Source organism: Photobacterium sp. S4TG1 (assembly GCF_036040035.1).
Taxonomy (GTDB): Bacteria; Pseudomonadota; Gammaproteobacteria; order Enterobacterales; family Vibrionaceae; genus Photobacterium.
Map to the genome: position 1 here is coordinate 505,603 of NZ_JAYXUH010000001.1, position 21,067 is coordinate 526,669.

Below are 21,067 nucleotides of genomic sequence, written 5' to 3' on the forward strand. Positions count from 1 at the left end.
TATATAACCCAAATCAAAATAGCCGATATGCTAATAACATGTCGGTTTTTTTAGCTTAAATGTTTTTATGTTACAACACTGAAAGTTTGAGAGTTTGAGAGTTTGAGAGTTTGAGAGTTTGAAGCTTATAACGAAGCGGTATTAATAAAAACAACAGCAAGCTAATATTGAGCTACAATATAGGAAGTTATAATTTAATTAACCATTTGATAGAAAAGGGATTTTCTAAACGCTAGATGGGTGGAAGCCCCCACCAGCCACATCCCGGCACACACGACGCCTGCTGCGGTTGCTCCCTTCCGGGCCTGGCCGAGTTCACAGGTTAGTGTTGCGGGAGGACCAATGGGGGCCTCCATAGATTCTTTGTCTCTTTCGAGAACGGGAAGGATTATCTATTAACCTCGCCAACAATGCAAGCCGTTATCTTACCCTTTTGTTTAACTGCTGGTTATTTGCTCGAATTCAAACAAAATAGTAATAAAGTCAACCTATTGCCAGTTAGTTAATATTATTCGTCCTCTTCTTCAGGATCATCTAATAACGACTCACCTAACAAGCCTCCGCCTAATACTAATAGCCATGAGACTAAAATCGGATTCTCAACACTAAATTGTGGCAGCACGACTAAGGTTGTAAACCCAATAGCAGGTAATACACAGGCTAAGCGAGGGATCCAATCTTGGTGTTTCATTTTAACCAGGCTTTGTAATGCTGCAATTAACCCTGTAACACACAAGCCAACTAATGCCGCAGCTCCCATACCACCTATCCATAGTGGTAATACCGCTAATAATGGCCACCATGTGTTACCCGCCACCGGACGCCAACAACGGGCGGCATACCAAATAACACCAATCGCTATAATTTGAATTAAGGTTGCACTGATACTACCCTCGAGTTTGCCCTCTCCTTGCAATGCCATTAGGCCAACATTCATCGAGAGTGCAATTGAGATCATTAATGCGCCAAGCTGCCAACAACCCTTTGCGGAAATACAAATCATCAAAATAGGTAGCATCATAAATAAACTGATTGATAATGCTAACGGCTGTTCAGGCAGCATCGCACCGTAAGCACCTAAGCCACAGAGTAATAGCCAACCTGCGACACCACTTTGCGGTAATAACCACAGAGCAGGGATAACAAGCGCTAATACGGGTAGTTCTCCCGCAGTCTGGCCAAGAGCACTGACACCTAATACCGTTAAAATTAAGGTAACGGTAACCAATGAAGCAGCATACAACATGGCAACACCTCCTTGCGTTATCCTGTTGTCTAAAAAAATAGAACCGCTATTATTTCCCAAGCGCATTATTTAACGGCTACTTATAAATATGGACGACTTTTGCAATCAAATCTATAGCCAAGTCTATCAAATTCCATTTGGGCAGGTTTCTACGTATGGCGATATTGCTAAATTTGCCGGTTTTCCTGGATATGCTCGTCATGTCGGACGCTTAATGGCAACCTTACCTGAAGGGTCAAAAATACCTTGGCATCGTGTTATTAACAGCCAAGGCCGTAGTTCATTAAAAGATGATGCACTATTAAGACAGATAGCAGCATTACGAGCAGAAAACATTGTCGTCTCTGACACTGGGCGAGTATCACTACGCTATTATCGATGGCAAGGGCACTCATAGGCATATTGGCAGCGGCGCTAATTCAGCATACCATTCCCCTAGTTTTTATTTTTCAGGATGTACCATGAGCAAACAATTAGATGAACTACTAACTTTATTGCAATTAGAGCAAATTGAACGTGAACTCTTTCGAGGCCAAAGTGAGAACTTAGGTTTGCCACAAGTATATGGTGGTCAAGTTATAGGGCAATCTTTATCAGCAGCGCAGCAAACGGTAGATCCAGAGCGTCATTTACACTCATTTCATAGCTATTTTCTTTTACCTGGTAATCCAGAAAAACCGATTATTTATGATGTAGAAACCCTGCGTGATGGCCGCAGTTTTAGCACTCGTCGTGTAAAGGCTATTCAAAATGGTCGCCCTATTTTCTATTTAACGGCATCTTATCAAGCCGATGAACAAGGGTTTGAACACCAATCGACAATGCCAAATGTTGTTGGTCCTGAAGGCTTAGCGTCTGAAAGTGAGTTAGTTGAATCAATTGCCCAATATTTGCCACCAAAGATTGTTGAAACTTTTGGTAACAAGCGTCCTATTGAAGTACGTCCAGTCACAGTCATTAATCCTTTAAAACCGACGATTGAAGATCCAAAGCAATATTTATGGATTAAAACCAATGGTGAAATGCCACATGAATTAAGTATTCACCAATATATGCTGGCTTACGCGTCTGATTGGGGCTTTTTGACTACATCATTACATCCACATGGCGTTACTCTCTTTAGCCCTAATATGCAGGTCGCTACCATTGATCACTCAATGTGGTTCCACCGTCCATTTAAGGTTGATGAGTGGTTACTGTATGTGATTGATAGTCCATCAGCCAGCGGTTCACGTGGCATTGTGCGTGGTGAGATTTACAATCAACAAGGACAACTGGTTGCATCTGCGGTTCAGGAAGGATTGATTCGTCAACGCTAGGTAAAGCACACTATAAAAATAACCCCGAACCACTATTGTAATGACTCGGGGTTATTTTTAATCTACAAGGACAGTTAAACAGGTAACGCTGTTGTATATTTAAGTGGTTCCATTGCAAAGGTGGAAGTCACATTAGTTAGATCAGAAACAGACGCTACTAATTTTTTATAAAGGTTATCAAAAGCTTGCATATCAGCAACTTGAACCTTCATCATATAATCATATTCCCCAGCCATGCGATAAAATTCCATTACTTCAGGAAATTCAGTCACCGTTGAAACAAAATGATTAAACCAATCTTGCGAGTGATTACTGGTCTTAATTTGTACAAATGCAGTAAAGGCGATACCTAATTTTACTGGATCAAGCAGTGCCACCCGTTGGCGCAAAATACCGTCTTCTTCAAGACGCTTTAATCGCTTCCAACATGGGGTGGTTGTTAAATTCACAGCGTCCGCAAGTTCTGCCAGCGGCATAGTTGCATCATCCTGCAATAAACGTAATAACGTTCTATCAACACTATCTAAAACTGCCATTAATGCCACCAATTAGGATAAAAGGGTAAATACTTCCTAAAAAATACCTTTTATTCAGCGAAGAGGCAAAAAAAATACTAATAATAACGATCGCTACCACTTTATTTATGTAATCTCACAATAGACAAGTATGGGTTTTAAACCTACAGTGGTAACACTCATTGAAAAACGCTAACGACAATTAAAAATAAATTCCATAAAAACATTAAAAAATAGAACCTAGTTTCACATAAATTTTCAAATGTAGGATAATTTTCTATTTAACCGCCAAAAAATAACAAATAAAGCAAAGATTTTTTTATCACTCTTGTTTACTATATACCCAAGTTGCAGCAAGGGAGTTGATTAAGTAAACACTCGATGGATTCGAATTAAGCAAAGAGGTAGTACAATGAATATGACTGTAAATACCGTACCAGAACACAATGCTTGGATCAGTAACTCAATCAAAGCCATTGAAGCAGACTACCAACGTTCTGCCGATACACATTTGATTAAACTCGATATACCTAGCCTTGAAGGTATCGATATCTACCTAAAAGATGAAAGTACGCATCCAACAGGAAGCCTGAAGCATCGTTTAGCACGTTCATTGTTTTTATACGCCCTCTGTAATGGTTGGATAAACCAAGATACAACCGTGATTGAGTCATCATCAGGTAGCACTGCGGTATCAGAAGCCTATTTTGCGCGTTTACTCGGACTGCCATTTATTGCGGTCGTACCACGAAAAACAGCATGTAAAAAAATTGAGCAAATTGAATTTTACGGTGGTAAAGCCCACTTTGTTGATTCATCAGCCGCTATTTATGATGAATCTCGCCGCTTAGCTAAAGAGCTAAATGGCCATTATATGGATCAATTTACGTATGCTGAGCGGGCAACTGATTGGCGTGGCAATAACAATATTGCAGACAGTATTTTTAACCAAATGAAACTTGAGCGATTTCCCATTCCAAGCTGGATTGTAATGAGCCCAGGTACTGGCGGTACATCCGCCACGATTGGTCGTTATATCCGTTACCAAATTCATCCAACGCAATTGTGCGTAGTTGATCCGGAAAACTCTGTCTTCTATGACTATTTCATGGAACGCGATGCCACTATTACGTCAGCAACAGGAAGCCGTATTGAAGGAATAGGACGACCACGCGTTGAGCCCAGTTTTATTCCAAATGTTATTAACGAAATGCGAAAAATCCCTGATGCTGCAAGTGTAGCAACAGTTCACTGGCTAGAGCATATTATTGGTCGTAAAGCAGGTCCATCGACAGGTACTAACCTTTACGGTGTACTGCAATTAGCAACTGAAATGAAACAACGTGGTGAAACAGGCTCAATCGTAACCTTGTTATGTGACAGCGGTGAACGTTACTTAGATACCTATTATAACGATGACTGGATCGCTGCCAATATTGGCGACATCAGTACTTACCTAATTAAACTACAACACCTACAACAAACGGGTGAGTGGTCAGTATAACGGATTAAAGAACAACCCCTTGGGTTGGTTAGCTACAGCGCCACCCCCCCTATTTTTATTTACACCCCGGTTATATTTTGTGTCTTTAAGCAAATACGGATAAAACTAATTGTGCTCTGCATTTTATCAATTAGGTTTATATGGATAACGTATCACGCTTATTTTATGCCGTACACTTTGTACGGCTTTTTTTTATCTATGCTATTTGTCATCGCTACTTTTCTATCGCCGTCAGCTGAGTTAGCATATCCCCATGCTAATGAAACCATCATTAGACTATTATTGTACCGACTGTTTCTCGGTAATCACTCACAAAGGATAATTCATCATGACAAAAGCCGTAGTTGTTTTCAGTGGCGGTCAAGATTCGACCACGTGTCTCATTCAAGCATTAGCACACTACGATGAGGTACACTGTATTACGTTTGATTATGGTCAACGCCACAAACTAGAGGTTGAAATTGCTGAGCACATTGCCAAAGACCTTGGTGTTGCCGCTCATAAGGTTATGGATGTCAGTTTAATTGGTGAGCTTGCAATTAGTTCATTAACCCGCGATAGCATTCCTGTTTCTCATGAATTACAAGCCAATGGTTTACCAAATTCCTTTGTGCCAGGACGTAACATTTTATTTTTAACCTTAGCGGGTATTTATGCTTACCAAATTGGCGCAGAAGCGGTGATCACTGGTGTTTGTGAAACGGATTTCTCTGGCTACCCTGATTGCCGTGATGAATTTGTACGCTCACTTAACCATTCGTTAGTGCTCGGTATGGATCGTCAATTTACTATCGAAACCCCATTAATGTGGTTGAACAAAGCCGAAACATGGGCGCTAGCTGATCAATATGGCAAGCTAGATTATATTCGCGAACAAACATTAACCTGCTATAACGGTGTTGTGGGTGATGGCTGTGGTGACTGCCCATCTTGCGATTTACGTCGAGCAGGCTTAAATGATTACTTGCAACATCAAGCAACGGTTATGGCTGCATTAAAGACCAAGCAATCACAACATAAAGCGTAATCATTATCACATTGATTTAAATATCAAATAATATAAAAAAGCCGACATCAATACTATTGATGTCGGCTTTTTATTCTGCGTTGTTTGGGTACTGATTAATCGCGGTAAAGTGCAAAATCGGCTGCACAATCAACAAGCTGCTCACGAGTTAACATGAACACACCATGACCACCATTAGCAAACTCTAGCCACAAGAATGGAATATGCGGATATTGCTCTTCCATGTGGATCATTGAGTTACCCACTTCACAAATCAAAATACCGTCGTCTTTAAGATAATCCGGTGCATTTGCAAGGATACGACGAACCAATTTCAGACCATCACTGCCTGCGGCTAATCCTAGCTCAGGCTCATGACGGAATTCTTCCGGTAGGCTGTCCATATCTTCTTGATCAACATACGGTGGATTGGTCACGATAAGATCGTATTTATCTTTTGGTATATCGCGTAAAAGATCAGAACGAAGCGGAATCACTTGCTGCTCAAGACCATGATCCGTTATATTCTGCTCAGCAACAGCTAACGCATCAGTCGAAATATCAACGATATCGACTTCTGCTTCAGGGAACATGTGCGCACAAGCGATACCGATACAGCCACTGCCCGTACACAGATCCATGATACGTGTTGGTTCTTGTTGTAAAAATGGTTCAAAACGGTTTTCAATGAGCTCACCAATTGGTGAACGTGGCACAAGTACACGCTCATCAACAAAGAACTCCATACCGCAAAAGTAGGCAACATTCGTTAAGTATGATACGGGTGTACGATCATTGATTCGACGCATAACACGCTCAACAATACGATGACGCTCACTGCTTGTTAAACGAGAATTACGCACTTCCGGTGGAACATCCAACGGTAAGTAAACTGTCGGTAGTACCAGTTGCACGGCTTCATCCCACGCATTGTCTGTACCATGACCATAAAATAGGCCAGCAGCGTTAAAACGGCTAACCGTCCAACGTAGCATGTCCTGCAATGTGTGAAGTTCGCTGACAGCTTCGTCGACAAAAATCTTATCCAAAATAGCCTCCGATAAACGCTACAATACCACTATATAATTGTTGGAATTTCATTATGAGTAATAAAAATTCACCGCTTGAAGATGATTTTGATCTCTTCAAGGCAGAGGTAAAAGGCGTAAAAAAGTTCATGCATGATACCATAATCACGCCGCGTCAACAGAACTCAAAAGCGGATAAAGCAAAAGTGATGGGCAAAGAGACCCAAAATCATGAGTTTTATTTCTCAGATGAGTTTGAACCCCATCTTAACGACACGGGCCCAACGCAATATGCGCGAACGGGTGTGTCTAAATATGAAGTAAAAAAATTACGTCGTGGTGTGTATGTACCTGACATTTATCTTGATATGCATGGCATGACACAACAAGAAGCAAAACGCGAACTGGCCGCGATGATTGCAGCTTGTATCAAAGAGCACGTGTCATGTGCTTGTGTTATGCACGGCATTGGAAAGCACATACTAAAGCAAAAAGCACCGATGTGGTTAGCACAACACCCTGATGTGATGGCTTTTCATCAAGCGCCCTTAGAATTTGGTGGTGCGGGCGCATTGTTAGTCTTAATTGATATACCTGAGCGTTAATACTTTGGTTTTACCATATGGCCAACTTTAACAACTTTACCACGGTTAAATAACGTCACTTCTCCAGTTTCACAGACTTTAAGGCGTTCTTTAACTGCGGTTTCAACATAGAAATACTCACAATCATCATTACGGGCACTATCAATACGCGCAAAAATGACCAATGGCGGAGCACCAACATCATTAGAATAGTTAGCGAATGTTAAACTACTGCCTGTTTGTGAAATATGCATGCCTTCGATTTGCCCATCAGACCATTTCACCATACCGTTAGCAGTAATATGAACAGGCTCACCCACACTGCACCCGGCTATAAACAAGACACTCGCTAGTGCCATAATCTCACACTTCGTCATGGTCATTTATTACCTATTATTTATGTGGTTGATGCTGCCACAACAATTTGCTTTGCCCTGACTGAGGATCATAATCAATGGCTGCAATCGCTGAGGTTAAAAACATAGGCGGTTGTAATCCGGGAACTAACTCTGCTGTTAAATAGCCCACTAGCGGTAAGTGTGAAATCAACAGTAACGATTGTGGTTGCTCGGTTTCAATGGTCGCTTTAATAAAATCAGCCACCGTTTCAGAATCACCATAAGGGGTAATATCTTCAACGCTACCGACTTGAGTCGCGGTAGGTAAGCTCTTTACCATTGCTTGCCATGTTTGTTGGGCTCGTAAGTAAGGGCTAACCCATACTTGATCTAATTCTCCCTTCAAATGTGATGCTAATAATGTTGCCATTTGCTGTGATTGCGCAATGCCACGCGTCGTTAATGGGCGTTCAGCATCACTTGCAGCAAAATTTTCGGCTTCACCATGACGCATAATATAAATTTGCATAGATATTTCGATAACCTCAGTTAAACAATCGCAGATCCTACTCACATCATCGAGTCGGTCGATCATTATTACATGCTTTTATTATTGGCATAACCATAGAGTTTTAATTCTGTGGCTAAGCTTACTTTTTAATGGCTCAATTGGTTAACTCATCACTTATTTATTTAATTTATTAACAGAAATGCGACTTATAATTCATCTAATCGCATCTTCAATTTGCCAGCCTTAATATTGAACGTCATACTTAACCTAATTCCCTCAAAAATAGGCTCTTCCTGTGCATACTAGCCCTAACGATCATAAGCAGTATCGCTATCTCACTTTAGCGAATGAACTTCGAGTACTGCTCGTTCATGATGCTGAAGCGCCTCGCTCTGCTGCTGCATTGTCTGTCGAGATAGGCCACTTTGATGATCCCATGGATCGTCAAGGCATGGCACACTTTCTAGAGCATATGCTATTTCTCGGCACCGAAAAATACCCTCGCGTCGGTGAGTTTCAAACCTTTATCAACCGTAATGGTGGTAGCAATAATGCATGGACAGGCACTGAAAACACTACGTTTTTCTTTGAAATTAGTCCTCATGCATTTGAAGAGGGCTTAGATCGCTTTGGCCAATTTTTTACCGCGCCATTATTTAATGAAGATGCGGTTGATAAAGAGCGTCAAGCTGTTGATTCTGAATACAAACTAAAAATAAAAGACGATGTGCGTCGTTTATATCAAGTGCAAAAAGAAACCATTAATCAAGCCCACCCTTTCGCCAAGTTTTCTGTCGGCGATCTCACCACGCTTGATGATCGTAATGGCCAATCAGTACGTGATGATCTGTTAACCTTTTATCATCAACATTATTCTGCTGACGTCATGGGGTTGGTGCTACTCGGCCCACAATCATTAGATGAATTAGAACATTTCACTCAGGCTTTTTTTAGTGCAATTCCTAATGCAACCACTAAAAAGGCAGCAATTAATGTGCCATTTGTTACCGAAAACGAATGTCAGAAGTTCATTCAAATTGAACCAATTAAAGAATTACGTAAGTTAACCTTATCTTTTGCATTACCATCTGTTGATGCGCATTATCAAATTAAACCGCTGTCATATATTGCTCACTTACTGGGAAATGAAGGCACAGGCAGTTTAATGGCCATATTAAAACAACGCGGCTTAATCAATACCCTTACCGCAGGCGGTGGTGTCAGTGGCAATAATTTCCGTGAGTTTACTATTGGCTTAAATTTAACGCCTAAAGGCCAGCAACACACAGATGAAATTGTACAGTGCGTATTTGCCTTTATTGCTTTAATTAAACAGCAAGGGCTCAATGCATGGCGTTATCAAGAAAAGAAATCCGTCTTAGAAATGGCATTTCGCTATCAAGAGAAAAGTCGCCCCCTTGATACTGTCAGTTATTTAGTGATGAACCTGCTGCATTATAACGCGGAAGATATTATCTACGGCGATTATATGATGGAAGGCTATGATCAAGATTTACTTGAACAACTATTAGCCTATCTTAGTGTCAGTAATATGCGCTTAACCTTAGTCGCTCAAGGTGGACACTATGATCAAGTTGCGGCTTGGTATGACACACCTTATTCAGTAACACCATTTACAGCACAACAAATTGAAAGCTGGAACAATGTCAGCCTTGATGAAGCACTATTATTACCTGAGCCTAATATCTATTTATGTGACAAATTTGAACCATTACCACTTGAAGCCGGTTCTGAATTACCACCACAACTGATTCAAGATCTACCAGGTTTTCGTTTATGGCATAAACAAGAACATGATTTTCGCGTGCCGAAAGGCATTGTTTATGTCGCAATTGATAGTCCACATGCCGTAAGTTCTACTGAAAATATTGTTAAAACACGGCTGTGTGTTGAACTACTCTTAGAAGCAATCAATGAATCGGCTTACCCTGCTGAAATTGCAGGAATGTCTTACAACCTTTATGCTCACCAAGGCGGTGTAACACTACAACTTTCTGGCTTTAGTGAAAAACAACCTCAATTGATGCAATTGATTTTAGCGCGTTTTAAAAACCGCCACTTTACTCAACAACGGTTTGATAATATCAAAGCCCAAATGTTACGTAATTGGCGCAATGCAGCAGAAGATAAACCTATATCTCAGTTGTTTAATCAACTTACGGGATTATTACAGCCGAATAATCCGCCTTATCCGCACCTTATTGAAGCGCTAGAAACCATCACTATTGATGAGCTACCACCATTTGTTGAGGCGATGTTTGCTGAAATACACATTGATACATTTGTGTATGGTAACTGGATCAAAAAAGATGCGTTAGCACTGGCCGAAACACTCAAAGATGCCTTTCGAGTTACCGACCAATTATATGGCGAGTCACAACGTCCATTGGTGCATTTAGAAAACAGCAGCACCTTAACTTACGAGTTAGACTGCAATCATGAAGACTCGGCAATTTTGATGTATTACCAATCACGTCAAACAACGCCACACAAAATAGCGATTTATACACTCGCTAATCATTTAATGTCGACCACATTTTTTCATGAATTACGGACCAAACAGCAACTTGGTTACATGGTAGGAACGGGAAATTTACCGTTAAATCGTCACCCTGGATTGATTTTATATATTCAATCACCAGTGGCTGAACCAAGTTACTTATCTGATGCTATCGATGATTTTACCAATGCGTTTGCACTTGTGTTATTAGAATTAACAGAAGCTCAATGGCAAGCGAGTAAAAAAGGACTTATTGCACAAATTTCTGAGCCTGATACCAACCTGCGTTCGCGAGCACAACGGTTTTGGGTAAGCATTGGTAATAAAGATGAACAATTTAATCAACGTCAATTAGTGGTCGATAAGCTAAAACAACTCAATCGCGCAGATATGATTAAATTTATTGTTGATACCGTTAAGCCACGCACAGCTAACCGGTTAGTGATGTATTACACGGGTAAAACTCATCATGAGGCTGAGCCATTAATGATCGGCAAAGCAATTGAATCTATAGCTGATTTTCAGAAAAACGCTTACTGAATAAAAAATTCCATTTATGTGCTTTCAACTAGAAAGAGTTAAACATAAATGGGATTTTTATTTTGTACTATAATCTGATGTGATTTTTTTATAATAAAAATAGCTTTCATAATATTTCAGTAGCCAAAGAAGTCCTCTTCAAACCATAATCTCCATCTCGAATATATCGCTATTAGTATTATCAATTAATATAAATAGAAATACGATAGTCCCTGATAGATTAGAAGAGGATTCACGTGACTCAACAATGCCCACACTGCCAAATTGAAATACATGCTCCAAAATTAAATTCATATGAAGATAATTTTGTGTGTCCGCACTGTGCAGCCACATTATCGCACAATCAAGTTGATATTTTTCTTTATGCTTTCTGCTTTATTGCATTGAGTGCATTACTGCTCATTTTAGTGGGTCATGTAAATACTTTTATTGCATTAGTTTTTGCCACGGTGGGTTATCGCCTTTGCCGTAGTAAACTATTTGAATCTCATTTCCGTTTAATTCGCTGCGCGGATTAGCATTGAGCCCACAACAATAAAAAAGCCTGCATGGTGAAGTATCCAATGTTAAGGAGTGCTTCATTGAACAGACTTTTTTTGTTGCGGTTTATTTAAACATTCATTAATCGAACACCGCTAATAAAATCGCTTTTCATCTCGCGCCATCGCGACTAAATAATCACAAGGTGCAAACCTTTCACCATGAACATCACTGTATTCATGCATCATATCAACTACCAGATCGATACCAAGATGGTCCATATAATGAAATGGTCCGCCAAGAAATGGAGGAAAGCCAATACCGAAGATAGCGCCGATGTCACCATCACGGGCAGATTGAATCACGCCTTCATTTAAACAGCGAGCTGCCTCATTAAGCATCATTAACGTGCAGCGAATCGAAATATTGGCTTCGGTTAATTGCTGTTCTGGTGTAATTCCAAGTAAGGTATAAACTGATTTATCCACTTCTTTATTATTGGTGTTATACAAATAGAATCCTTTACCACTTTTACGACCTTTACGCCCATCTTGTTGTAACACATCAAACATTGCTGGTGCCGCAAAACGCTCACCGAGCTCTGTAACTAAAATAGGGCTGATCTTGGCTCCAATATCAACGCCAACTTCATCAAGTAATGTAATCGGCCCAACAGGAAAACCAAAATTAAGTAACGCGGTATCTATATGCTCTATAGGCTCACCTGCTAATAATATTTGAGCCGCTTCATTCATATATGGCGCTAAAATACGGTTAACATAAAAACCCGCTTTATCTGCAACAACGATCGGAGTTTTACCTTGTTTCTTGGCTAATGCGACCACAGTTGCAATAGTCGTTGCTGATGTTGTGGCATGGGGAATTACTTCCACCAATGGCATTTTTTCAACCGGGCTAAAATAATGTAAGCCTATAATATTTTGTGGTCGCTGTGCATTGGCAGCTATTTGATGAATTGGAATCGAAGACGTGTTAGTGGCAAAAATCGTGTGCTCGAATGTATTAGCTTCGATTTCTTGCACCATTTGTTGTTTAAGTGCAACATCTTCAAATACCGCCTCAATTACAACATCAGCATTCGCCATACCATGATAATCAGTGCTGCCAGTAATACGCAACATTTGCTGTTGAAGCTGCGCTTTTCTAATAATTCGCCGCTGACGCTGTGTATTTAAAATGGCATAGTTATACGCCAGAGCATGTTGAATACCATCATTAGTAATATCTTTTATCCGAACCGCTAAACCGGCCTTTATCGCTGATACATAGGCAATTCCACCGCCCATTAAACCGCCGCCAAGAATTGCTATCCGTTGAATCTTATTAGGCTCAGCATCGGCACCTACTTCTTTTTTCATTGCCGTCGTGGCAAAGAAAATATCGCGTAATGCAGCAGACTCAGTAGTCATCACTAAATCAGCAAACACTTTCGCTTCTTGTTCAAGCCCTGCTTCAATCCCTTTTTCTAAGCCGTATTTTACGGTATCTAAAATCGCATCAATCGCGGGATAACACCCGCGGGCCTTTTGCTGCGCTTTTTTAGCCGCTTGATCAAATACCACACTACGGCCAAAGGCATTACCCGCCATTGCCCAATCTTGAAATGAATGGGTACGAATTGGCTTCGAGGTTAAAGCCACTTGTTCTGCGACCTGTAACAAAATAGTCTGTGGCACAACTTGATCAACCAACCCTTTTTTTAACGCTTGCTTTGCTCGTACCTGTTTCCCTGTGAGCATTAATTCTAAACCATTTGCCACACCAATGAGGCGTGGTAAACGTTGGGTTCCACCAGAGCCTGGTAATAAGCCTAATTGCACTTCAGGTAAACCTAAGCGAGTAATATCATCATCAGTACAAATTCGACTATGACAGGCTAATGCAAGCTCAAGTCCACCGCCCAAACATGGCCCATGAATAGCAGCAACAACATGAATGGGTAACTCCTCAAGGGCATTAAAGAGTTGCTGACCTTTATTTGCTAATGCCTCAGCCTCGGCTGGTGTTTCACAATTTGCCAACATGCGAATATCAGCACCCGCTATAAAGTTATTCGCTTTACCTGAATATACAACCAAACCTTTAAGTTCAGTATGAGTGTTTAATTCCGTTAAGACATCATTAACTTGTTCAACAAAGGCTGCTTGTAGGGTGTTCACTTTTTCATTGGCAACATCAATCTTAAGCCAGCCAATGCCATTATCGCCATAAGATAAACTAAATGCTGATTGGGTCATTATTCTGCCTCCAAAATCATTGCTGCACCAAGACCACCAGCAGCACACGCGGTGTTTAATGCAAAACCACCTCCTCGGCGTTGCAATTCATGTAACGTTTGCATGATCATTCTCGCCCCTGTTGCAGCAAAAGGATGACCATAAGCAATCGAACCGCCAAGAACATTGAATTTATCCATGTCTATATCGCCAATAGCGTTATCTCGCCCTAGTTTTTGTTGAGCAAACCGTTTAGAACCAAACATTTTCACATTAGCTAACGTTTGAGCAGCAAACGCTTCATGCATATCAATTAAGGTTAAATCCCCTAGGGTTAATCCTGCTCGTTCAAGGGCTAATGGACTGGCATAAGCGGGTCCCATCAACATATCTTCAGCAACATCGATGGCGGCAAAGGCATAAGACCGAATATACCCAAGTGGAGTTAATCCTAATTCTTTTACACGCCCTTCTCGCATTAATAAGATGGCTGCTGCACCGTCCGTTAATGGGGTTGAATTTGCCGCAGTAACACTGCCATGTAGACGATCAAACGCTGGGGTTAATTTTGCATATGCTGCTAATGTTGAATCTTGACGAATATTATTATCACGATCAATCCAATGCAGGTAAGGTGCTGAGAATGCAGTCATTACTTCAGCATTCAATAACCCATCTTGCCATGCTTTAGCCGCTAACGTATGAGAACGATGTGCAAAAGCATCTTGTTCTTCTCGACTGATCGCATGGCTTTTAGCCATTTGTTCTGCGGTCTGCCCCATACTCAAGCCTGTGGAATATTCAGCAATCGCTGGCGGTACTGGAATCAAATCTTTGACGCCTAAGGCACTGAGTAGTTTCAAGCGTGCTGGCATAGTTTTGGCTTTACTTAATGCTAATAACGTCGCAGCCATTTTTTTACTGACCCCAATAGGTAGCATTGAGGTTGAGTCAGCGCCGCCCGCAATACCGATATCGATCGAGCCGGCCATAATACTTTCCGTTACATTAACGGCAGCCTGAAAACTGGTCGCACAGGCTCGCGTGACACTATAGGCGTCAGTGTGAATATTCATTCCCGTACCCAGTACGATTTCACGCGCAATATTTGGTAATTCAGGGGTTTGCACAACTTGGCCAAACACAACTTGATCAATTAACTGTGGATCAAAGTCAGCCACTTGTAGCATTTCATTAACGGCTAACTTACCCAAATCTAGGGCGGATAAACGATCAAATACGGTTGATTGACGTGCGAATGGTGTCCGTAACCCGCTAACAATAGCAATACGTTCACCCTTACGTGTGGTGATATGTTGAAGACCCGTCATCGCAACTCCTTGTCACAATTATAATTAACCTCAATTGCGAGGTCAGACCACATAATTGTAACCACAAAGCAATCAAAAAAAAACATTTGTTTAAAAATGCTTCCTAAATGACGTTTTTGACGTAAAACACTTCGACTTTAAGATGGGTTGTAGTATAAAAAAGAACAATTACTCTGTGACTAAATACTCATAAAATATAAGTATTATTTTAAAGGGATAATGTCGCGGGGGGCTAAATTTAAGCAAAAAAAAACCACACCCTTAAGTATGGTTTGAATTCACGCAGAAAGCAATCAGCGTAATAAAATAATCAATTAACATAAAGCCAATTGCAAATCAGGAAAACCCCTGATAGGAGAAAGTAAAGTCAGCCTTCAAAAGGAAGTTGTCATCTTGCTCAACAGACGGTATTAACTATTATTAAGTTATTCAACTTAACCATAACCTCAACCATCAGATGACCCGACAACTATAACCTACCACTCAGAACAGAATTTGAACCAGATCAATTTTATTGCTATTTATACGATCTTATACACAAAAAGATAGTGCATCATTCAAAAAAGTTATCAGATGGCATCATTAATTGGTGCAATAACGCTAAACAGGCTCATCAATGATAAAAAAATTTTTTAGTAACAAAAAAGCTTCTGCTACGGTCTGTTTAAATATGGATAAACAAAAACGTTACGAAGCCCTTGTTAGAGCATGGCATCAAGATTTATATCGCTATGCTTATTGGTTATCTCATGATCCCCATATTGCTGAAGATTTAGTGCAAGAAACATGTCTACGCGCATGGAAATCATTAGATAATTTACAAGATGATAATGCTGCTAAAGCGTGGTTGATCACTATTTTACGCCGTGAAAATGCGCGTAGATTTGAACGTAAGCAATTCGACTTAGTCGATATTGATGATCACCATATTGCAGACACTAAACCCAGTGTCGAAATGGATGCTGACCAATATTTATTACATCGACTAATCATGAAGCTAGCCCCCGAATATCGAGAACCATTAATTTTACAAGTGATGGCTGGATTTAATGGCGATGAAATCGCGGGAATCTTAAACCTGAATCGCAATACTGTTATGACGCGACTTTTTCGTGCTCGTAACCAACTAAAAGAACAACTTGAAAAGAAAACGACTCAAAAGGGGAATCATCATGGATGATCTAGAATTTCGTCGCCGTTTACTGGCAGATCCTAATGATAATGACCCAGAACTGATTAAAACTAAAAATCAGTCCACCACTAATCGCCATTTTTCCAATGAATTACAACAATTAGATCAACAACTAAAACAAGCATTGCAAGTTGATATACCCGATAATCTGGCTGATAGGATCTTATTCCATCAATCAAGTCAGATACATCCCCCAAAACAGTCCCACTATAAACGCTATCTATCTTATGGGTTAGCCGCGTCTGTAATGTTTTTTGTCGGAGTTATGGTAGGGCAACAATATGGTTTTTCGCCACAGCATCCTACGCAGCAAGTCTTTACTCCAATATCAATGTCGAGTATCGCTTTACAACACGTTAATGCTGAAGCGCAATTTGTTGAGCATACTGATGAAGCAGTAACGTTACAGCAGGTTAATGCCAAACTTAAACCTTTTGGTACCAGTATGAATCAGCTACCCGGCCATATTTATTATCTCAATTATTGTGGTTTTGAAGGTAACCGTGCCTTGCACATGGTTGTAGGTACCGATAAAGGGAAAATGACGGTGTTTATCGTGCCACAAACAAGTACGCAGATGGCGACAGACAGTGACCATACCAATAAAAGTTTACTATTACCCCTACAAGATGCCAGCTTAATTGTTGTTGGGGACAAAGATCAAAAACTAATGCCAATTGCAGAAAAACTTAAATCTGAACTTTACTGGCAAATCTAACCTGTAACTTGTTCTACAGCAGTCTAAAATCGATATTAGCAATTAAATATCGATTTTAGACCGTAGCTTAATCTGCTTATTTTTAATGACATATAATCAAATGATCCAAAAATAACTCAAATGAACATGATAAAATATGTTTACCAGCCTAAACGACTGGTCAGCTTTGATACTGCTCTCCCCCCCCCTACAATCATCGCCAATCAGTCATACATAGACTGGACTAATAAATATAAAAATCATGATCAGGAATCATAAAAGCATGAACAAGAAGCAGATATTTACACGCTCAGTTATTACTGTAGCCATTGCCTTAGCATCGTCACAAACAATGGCTGCAGGCTTCCAATTGAATGCCCAATCAGCAACGGGTTTAGGTCGAGCATTCTCAGGTGACGGTGTTATTGCTGACAACGCATCAACCATGGCCAAAAACGCCGCTTCAATGGCTCTTTTTGACGCGCCAGCATTATCATTAGGTGTTATTGCAATCGACACTGATGTAAATGTTAAAAATACAACGTTTTTAGGCCAAAATGTTGATGACGCTGCAATTGGTGGTACTAGCTATGCACCGAACATCTACTACATTCAACCTATTAATGATAAATTTTCAGTAGGTGCTTCACTATATTCTAACTTTGGTACTAAAACTGAATTTAAAGACGGCTACGGTAAAGACCAAGCATTAGGTCCTATCTCTCCAGATTTATTTGGTGGCTTAACTGACGTTAAAAGCGTTAATTTAGGTTTAAGTGCTGCTTACCGTATTAACCAACATTTTAGTATTGGTGGTGGTTTAGACATTATTCATGGTAGCGGTAAACTGCAACGTGGTAATGCACAAGCTGCAAATATCGATGCTGATGGTCTTGCTCTAGGCTACAACCTTGGCGCTATTTATGAACTCAATCAAAATAACCGTTTTGGTTTGTCATACCGTTATAGCCCAACGCTAAAAGCGGAAGGTGATATTAGCTATAAAGGCCAAAATCTAAATAATGACAAGTTAATATTACCATTACCCGATATCGCAGAATTTTCAGGCTTTAATAAACTAAACGATAAATTTGCGGTTCATTACAGTATTCAATGGATCCGTTGGAGTGAGTTTGACAAGCTAGAAACATCTGGTGGAACGCTTATCAACCAATACAATTGGCAGGATGCTTGGCACTATTCAATCGGTGGTACTTACTACCTTAACAATGATTGGACACTACGTGCAGGTTACATGCACGACACCAGTGCTCAAGGTGATATTACTTCAATTTCAGTGCCTGATTCAGATCGTAACTGGTTATCAAGCGGCTTTAGTTACCATGTTGATAGCAAGTCAACTATCGACTTTGGTCTAACTTACCTGATTGGTGAAGATGTTGATGTTAAAGAAGCGAATGGCTTATTAAAAGCAACAACTCGTGCTGATGCATGGTTATACGGCCTACAATACAGCCGTTCGTTCTAATTTGAGCGTACAGTAATAATGCATTAATAAAAAAGAAGCCACCATAGCTTCTTTTTTTATATGCTAAATAACATTAAATCTGTCTTTTCCTCACAGTAACAGACCTAATAATACAAAATAACGCCCAAATAACCACCAATATAAAACACTGGATTAGTATGAGTTCTCGTACATGTGTACGCTCAAATATTAATAATCTGGTCTTTCCGCACAAAGCCTACCCGATAAAAAACCACAAAAACCACAGATTGCAGCATAATAGTTTTAATCATGCGGTTTTATAATATAGCTTTTAACGCGATTTATTGCTGCGAGTATCATCTGCGTCATTATTTCCATGAACAATTAATTTATCTAACATGAATAAAAATAAAATTACTTTAGCTCTAGCTATGACTGCTGCTATGGGTATCAGCAATCAAGCTGCTGCTGCTGGTTTTCAATTGGCAGAATATTCTGCAACAGGTCTAGGACGTGCATTTGCTGGTGAAGCAGCAATGGCTGATAATGCCAGCGCCCAGTTCCGTAACCCTGCAATGCTAACGTATTTAAAAGGCATCCAAATTTCTGCAGGTGCTATTTATGTAGATCCCAATATTGATATTGACGGTCGTCATACTCTATTTGGCCAAACAAGCACATCTGATTTTGCTAATGACGCTATCATTCCTAATTTTTATTTTTCTCGCCCATTAACGGATAAAGCAACAATTGGTATTGCGTTTGGTACTCACTTTGGCATGCGCACCGACCTTGGTACCGATTTCAAAGCTGCTATGTTTGGTAACCAAGCAGAAGTTCACACAGTAGAAATCAACCCTAACCTTGGTTACAAAATAAATGATCAATTAAGTGTTGGTGCAGGTGTGCGTTATGTGATGGCAAGTGGTCACTTTGGTGCTGCAAGCCCTATCACGCTACCGGGCATGATCAAAAAAGGTCAGCACCTTAAATACATGGAAGGTGAAGATAATGCATGGGGCTGGCAAGCAGGTACAGCATGGCAAATTAACGCAGATAACCGTATCGGCCTTAGCTACCAATCTGCTGTAAAATTAAACCTTGAAGGCCATGCAAATGGCGCTGCTTTTGATGGTTTGAAAAACGGCCGTTATGCTGGCACATTACCACTTGAGCTTCCAGCTTCAGCAGAGATCGCTAGCTTCCACCAGTTAAACGACCAATGGGCTGTTCATGCAAGTGTTAACTGGACCGATTGGAGCTCTTTTGAAAAACTAGAAGCCGATATTCCACAACTTGGTGGTAATCACCATATTAAAAATGAATACTGGAAAGATAACTATCGTTTCGCAATCGGTACCACTTACCAAGCAACGAATAAGCTAGTTCTACGTTCTGGTGTTGCTTATGATACATCAGCAGTTGATGAAGCAAACCGTACTCAAACTATCCCTGAAACTGACCGTACATGGTTAAGTATTGGTGCTGGTTATGCGTGGTCTGAAAACCTAACTTTAGATGCTGGCTTTACTTACATTTTTGCCAAAGAAGCGAAAATGCTTGAACAAGAAAAAGACATGTCAATATTAGGTAAATTTGAAGGACAAACATCTGGCCATATTTGGTTAGCTGGCGTACAGGCAAGTTACCGTTTCTAAGCCAATATGTATTAACAGTAACAAAAAGACCGCCCATTATGGCGGTCTTTTTTTATATTGATTAAGCAGTAAAATTAATCGTTATCGATTTCATCTAAATAGCTATCATCAAATGTTTCAGCTGCTGGTTGATCGCTGACTTTACCATCATTGGCAGTAAAGTTCTTATATTGAATATACGCATCACGCGTAAAAATATACGGATCCGGTGAGTTATTTAATATCGCTTCTTGATTAACTAACGCAGCGCGATCTTCCATACCTTCAAAGATCCACTTACCTAAGCCTTCCCAGAAGTTTAATAAGCTCAATGGCAGATATAGGTCATCAACAGAATCAGTAAAGCCTCTAAACGTAATTGGGCCATAAACAGGTAACATCAAGTAAGGCCCATTGCCAACACCGTAATAACCAAGGGTATCGCCAAACTCACGATCTTGAACTTTGTTAATATCCGCAGCTGATGCAATATCAATGAAACCGGCTAAACCAAAAACAGTATTAATCCAAAAGCGGTTAAAATGAGTTAGCGCTTCTTTACCATGCAACGTTAGTAAACTGTTTACCATGCCTGCTGGTTCATCAAGATTTGATAAAAAATTAGCAATACCAGTACGTGCAAATGACGGTGTGTAATTCACGTAGGCTAATGAAACAGGACGAGCAACATATGGATCTAAATAATTAAAGTTTAAATCCCACATCGCGCGGTTAAAGCCTTCAAATGGATCATATACTGCATCTGTCGCTGTATTATCACCATCGATATGATCAACAACATTAGTTGATACTGTTTGCTCGGTCGCTTTATCGGGTGATTGAGCACAGCCCACCATGCCGAGACTTAAAAGAATTATCAGTAATAGCTTTTTATTCAAAACATACACCTAATAAAAAACAGGCTGAACAT

General features: G+C 40.2%; 19 protein-coding genes and 1 other RNA gene. 11 read left to right on the forward strand and 9 right to left on the reverse strand.

The genetic code is table 11. The annotated features are described in order from the left end of the window. Nucleotides 1-248: 248 nt before the first annotated feature. Together ffs and VXS03_RS02415 are read right to left on the reverse strand one after the other, a co-directional pair. Nucleotides 249-345: signal recognition particle sRNA small type (gene ffs, locus VXS03_RS02410), an RNA gene on the reverse strand. 163 nt (nucleotides 346-508) lie between these two features. After that, nucleotides 509-1,246: a hypothetical protein gene (locus VXS03_RS02415; protein WP_327761785.1), complete on the reverse strand. Its 738-nt coding sequence runs from the start codon at nucleotides 1,244-1,246 to the stop codon at nucleotides 509-511. An 88-nt stretch (nucleotides 1,247-1,334) separates the two neighbouring features. Between VXS03_RS02415 and VXS03_RS02420 the strand changes: the two genes are divergently transcribed. Next, entirely contained in the window at nucleotides 1,335-1,643 is a 309-nt protein-coding gene (locus VXS03_RS02420) for an MGMT family protein (protein ID WP_327761786.1), read from the forward strand. A gap of 64 nt (nucleotides 1,644-1,707) precedes the next feature. After that, nucleotides 1,708-2,565, forward strand: a complete 858-nt coding sequence (tesB, locus tag VXS03_RS02425; RefSeq protein ID WP_327761787.1) for an acyl-CoA thioesterase II — start codon at nucleotides 1,708-1,710, stop codon at nucleotides 2,563-2,565. A gap of 74 nt (nucleotides 2,566-2,639) precedes the next feature. Here the strand turns inward: tesB and VXS03_RS02430 are convergent, their stop codons facing one another. Further along, nucleotides 2,640-3,101, reverse strand: a complete 462-nt coding sequence (locus tag VXS03_RS02430) for an Lrp/AsnC family transcriptional regulator (protein WP_297479328.1) — start codon at nucleotides 3,099-3,101, stop codon at nucleotides 2,640-2,642. 391 nt (nucleotides 3,102-3,492) lie between these two features. On the opposite strand from VXS03_RS02430, the gene VXS03_RS02435 reads away from it, so the two are divergent. Continuing rightward, nucleotides 3,493-4,584 (forward strand): PLP-dependent cysteine synthase family protein, encoded by a 1,092-nt coding sequence (locus VXS03_RS02435; protein ID WP_442957408.1) that lies wholly within the window; start codon nucleotides 3,493-3,495, stop codon nucleotides 4,582-4,584. A gap of 328 nt (nucleotides 4,585-4,912) precedes the next feature. Then, on the forward strand, nucleotides 4,913-5,611 hold the full coding sequence (queC, locus tag VXS03_RS02440) for a 7-cyano-7-deazaguanine synthase QueC (protein WP_327761789.1): 699 nt from the start codon (nucleotides 4,913-4,915) through the stop codon (nucleotides 5,609-5,611). A gap of 95 nt (nucleotides 5,612-5,706) precedes the next feature. Here the strand turns inward: queC and prmB are convergent, their stop codons facing one another. Next, the gene (gene prmB, locus VXS03_RS02445) at nucleotides 5,707-6,639 is read right to left on the reverse strand and encodes a 50S ribosomal protein L3 N(5)-glutamine methyltransferase (protein ID WP_080156910.1); all 933 of its coding nucleotides are present in this window, start codon (nucleotides 6,637-6,639) and stop codon (nucleotides 5,707-5,709) included. 53 nt (nucleotides 6,640-6,692) lie between these two features. Between prmB and smrB the strand changes: the two genes are divergently transcribed. Then, on the forward strand, nucleotides 6,693-7,223 hold the full coding sequence (gene smrB, locus VXS03_RS02450) for an endonuclease SmrB (RefSeq protein WP_327761790.1): 531 nt from the start codon (nucleotides 6,693-6,695) through the stop codon (nucleotides 7,221-7,223). On the opposite strand, the gene VXS03_RS02455 is transcribed toward smrB, so the two are convergent. Then, a complete protein-coding gene (locus VXS03_RS02455; protein ID WP_327761791.1) occupies nucleotides 7,220-7,579 on the reverse strand; it encodes a hypothetical protein in 360 nt (119 codons plus the stop codon). The two genes, smrB and VXS03_RS02455, sit on opposite strands and share 4 nt — an antisense overlap. Nucleotides 7,580-7,595: 16 nt before the next feature. Then, complete coding sequence (gene sixA, locus VXS03_RS02460; protein WP_327761792.1) at nucleotides 7,596-8,069, reverse strand: phosphohistidine phosphatase SixA; 474 nt, start codon at nucleotides 8,067-8,069, stop codon at nucleotides 7,596-7,598. Between the two features lie 277 nt (nucleotides 8,070-8,346). On the opposite strand from sixA, the gene VXS03_RS02465 reads away from it, so the two are divergent. Beyond that, complete coding sequence (locus VXS03_RS02465; protein ID WP_327761794.1) at nucleotides 8,347-11,112, forward strand: insulinase family protein; 2,766 nt, start codon at nucleotides 8,347-8,349, stop codon at nucleotides 11,110-11,112. Nucleotides 11,113-11,348: 236 nt separating this feature from the next. Beyond that, entirely contained in the window at nucleotides 11,349-11,630 is a 282-nt protein-coding gene (locus tag VXS03_RS02470; RefSeq protein ID WP_327761795.1) for a hypothetical protein, read from the forward strand. Between the two features lie 117 nt (nucleotides 11,631-11,747). Here the strand turns inward: VXS03_RS02470 and fadJ are convergent, their stop codons facing one another. Both fadJ and fadI read right to left on the reverse strand, forming a co-directional pair. After that, the gene (fadJ, locus tag VXS03_RS02475) at nucleotides 11,748-13,850 is read right to left on the reverse strand and encodes a fatty acid oxidation complex subunit alpha FadJ (RefSeq protein ID WP_327761796.1); all 2,103 of its coding nucleotides are present in this window, start codon (nucleotides 13,848-13,850) and stop codon (nucleotides 11,748-11,750) included. Next, nucleotides 13,850-15,160 (reverse strand): acetyl-CoA C-acyltransferase FadI, encoded by a 1,311-nt coding sequence (gene fadI, locus VXS03_RS02480; RefSeq protein WP_327761797.1) that lies wholly within the window; start codon nucleotides 15,158-15,160, stop codon nucleotides 13,850-13,852. The genes fadJ and fadI overlap by 1 nt, the downstream gene beginning before the upstream one ends. Nucleotides 15,161-15,776: 616 nt before the next feature. Here fadI and VXS03_RS02485 point away from each other — a divergent pair. From VXS03_RS02485 to VXS03_RS02500, 4 genes are all read left to right on the forward strand, one after another. After that, on the forward strand, nucleotides 15,777-16,340 hold the full coding sequence (locus tag VXS03_RS02485) for a sigma-70 family RNA polymerase sigma factor (protein ID WP_080156917.1): 564 nt from the start codon (nucleotides 15,777-15,779) through the stop codon (nucleotides 16,338-16,340). Further along, the gene (locus VXS03_RS02490) at nucleotides 16,333-17,070 is read left to right on the forward strand and encodes a DUF3379 family protein (protein WP_327761799.1); all 738 of its coding nucleotides are present in this window, start codon (nucleotides 16,333-16,335) and stop codon (nucleotides 17,068-17,070) included. Before VXS03_RS02485 ends, VXS03_RS02490 begins: the two co-directional genes overlap by 8 nt. 262 nt (nucleotides 17,071-17,332) lie before the next feature. Next, complete coding sequence (locus VXS03_RS02495; RefSeq protein WP_327761800.1) at nucleotides 17,333-18,538, forward strand: outer membrane protein transport protein; 1,206 nt, start codon at nucleotides 17,333-17,335, stop codon at nucleotides 18,536-18,538. 359 nt (nucleotides 18,539-18,897) lie between these two features. After that, a complete protein-coding gene (locus tag VXS03_RS02500; RefSeq protein ID WP_327761802.1) occupies nucleotides 18,898-20,157 on the forward strand; it encodes an outer membrane protein transport protein in 1,260 nt (419 codons plus the stop codon). A 74-nt stretch (nucleotides 20,158-20,231) separates the two neighbouring features. Here the strand turns inward: VXS03_RS02500 and VXS03_RS02505 are convergent, their stop codons facing one another. Next, entirely contained in the window at nucleotides 20,232-21,035 is an 804-nt protein-coding gene (locus VXS03_RS02505; protein ID WP_327761803.1) for an MlaA family lipoprotein, read from the reverse strand. Between the last annotated feature and the right edge of the window lie 32 nt (nucleotides 21,036-21,067).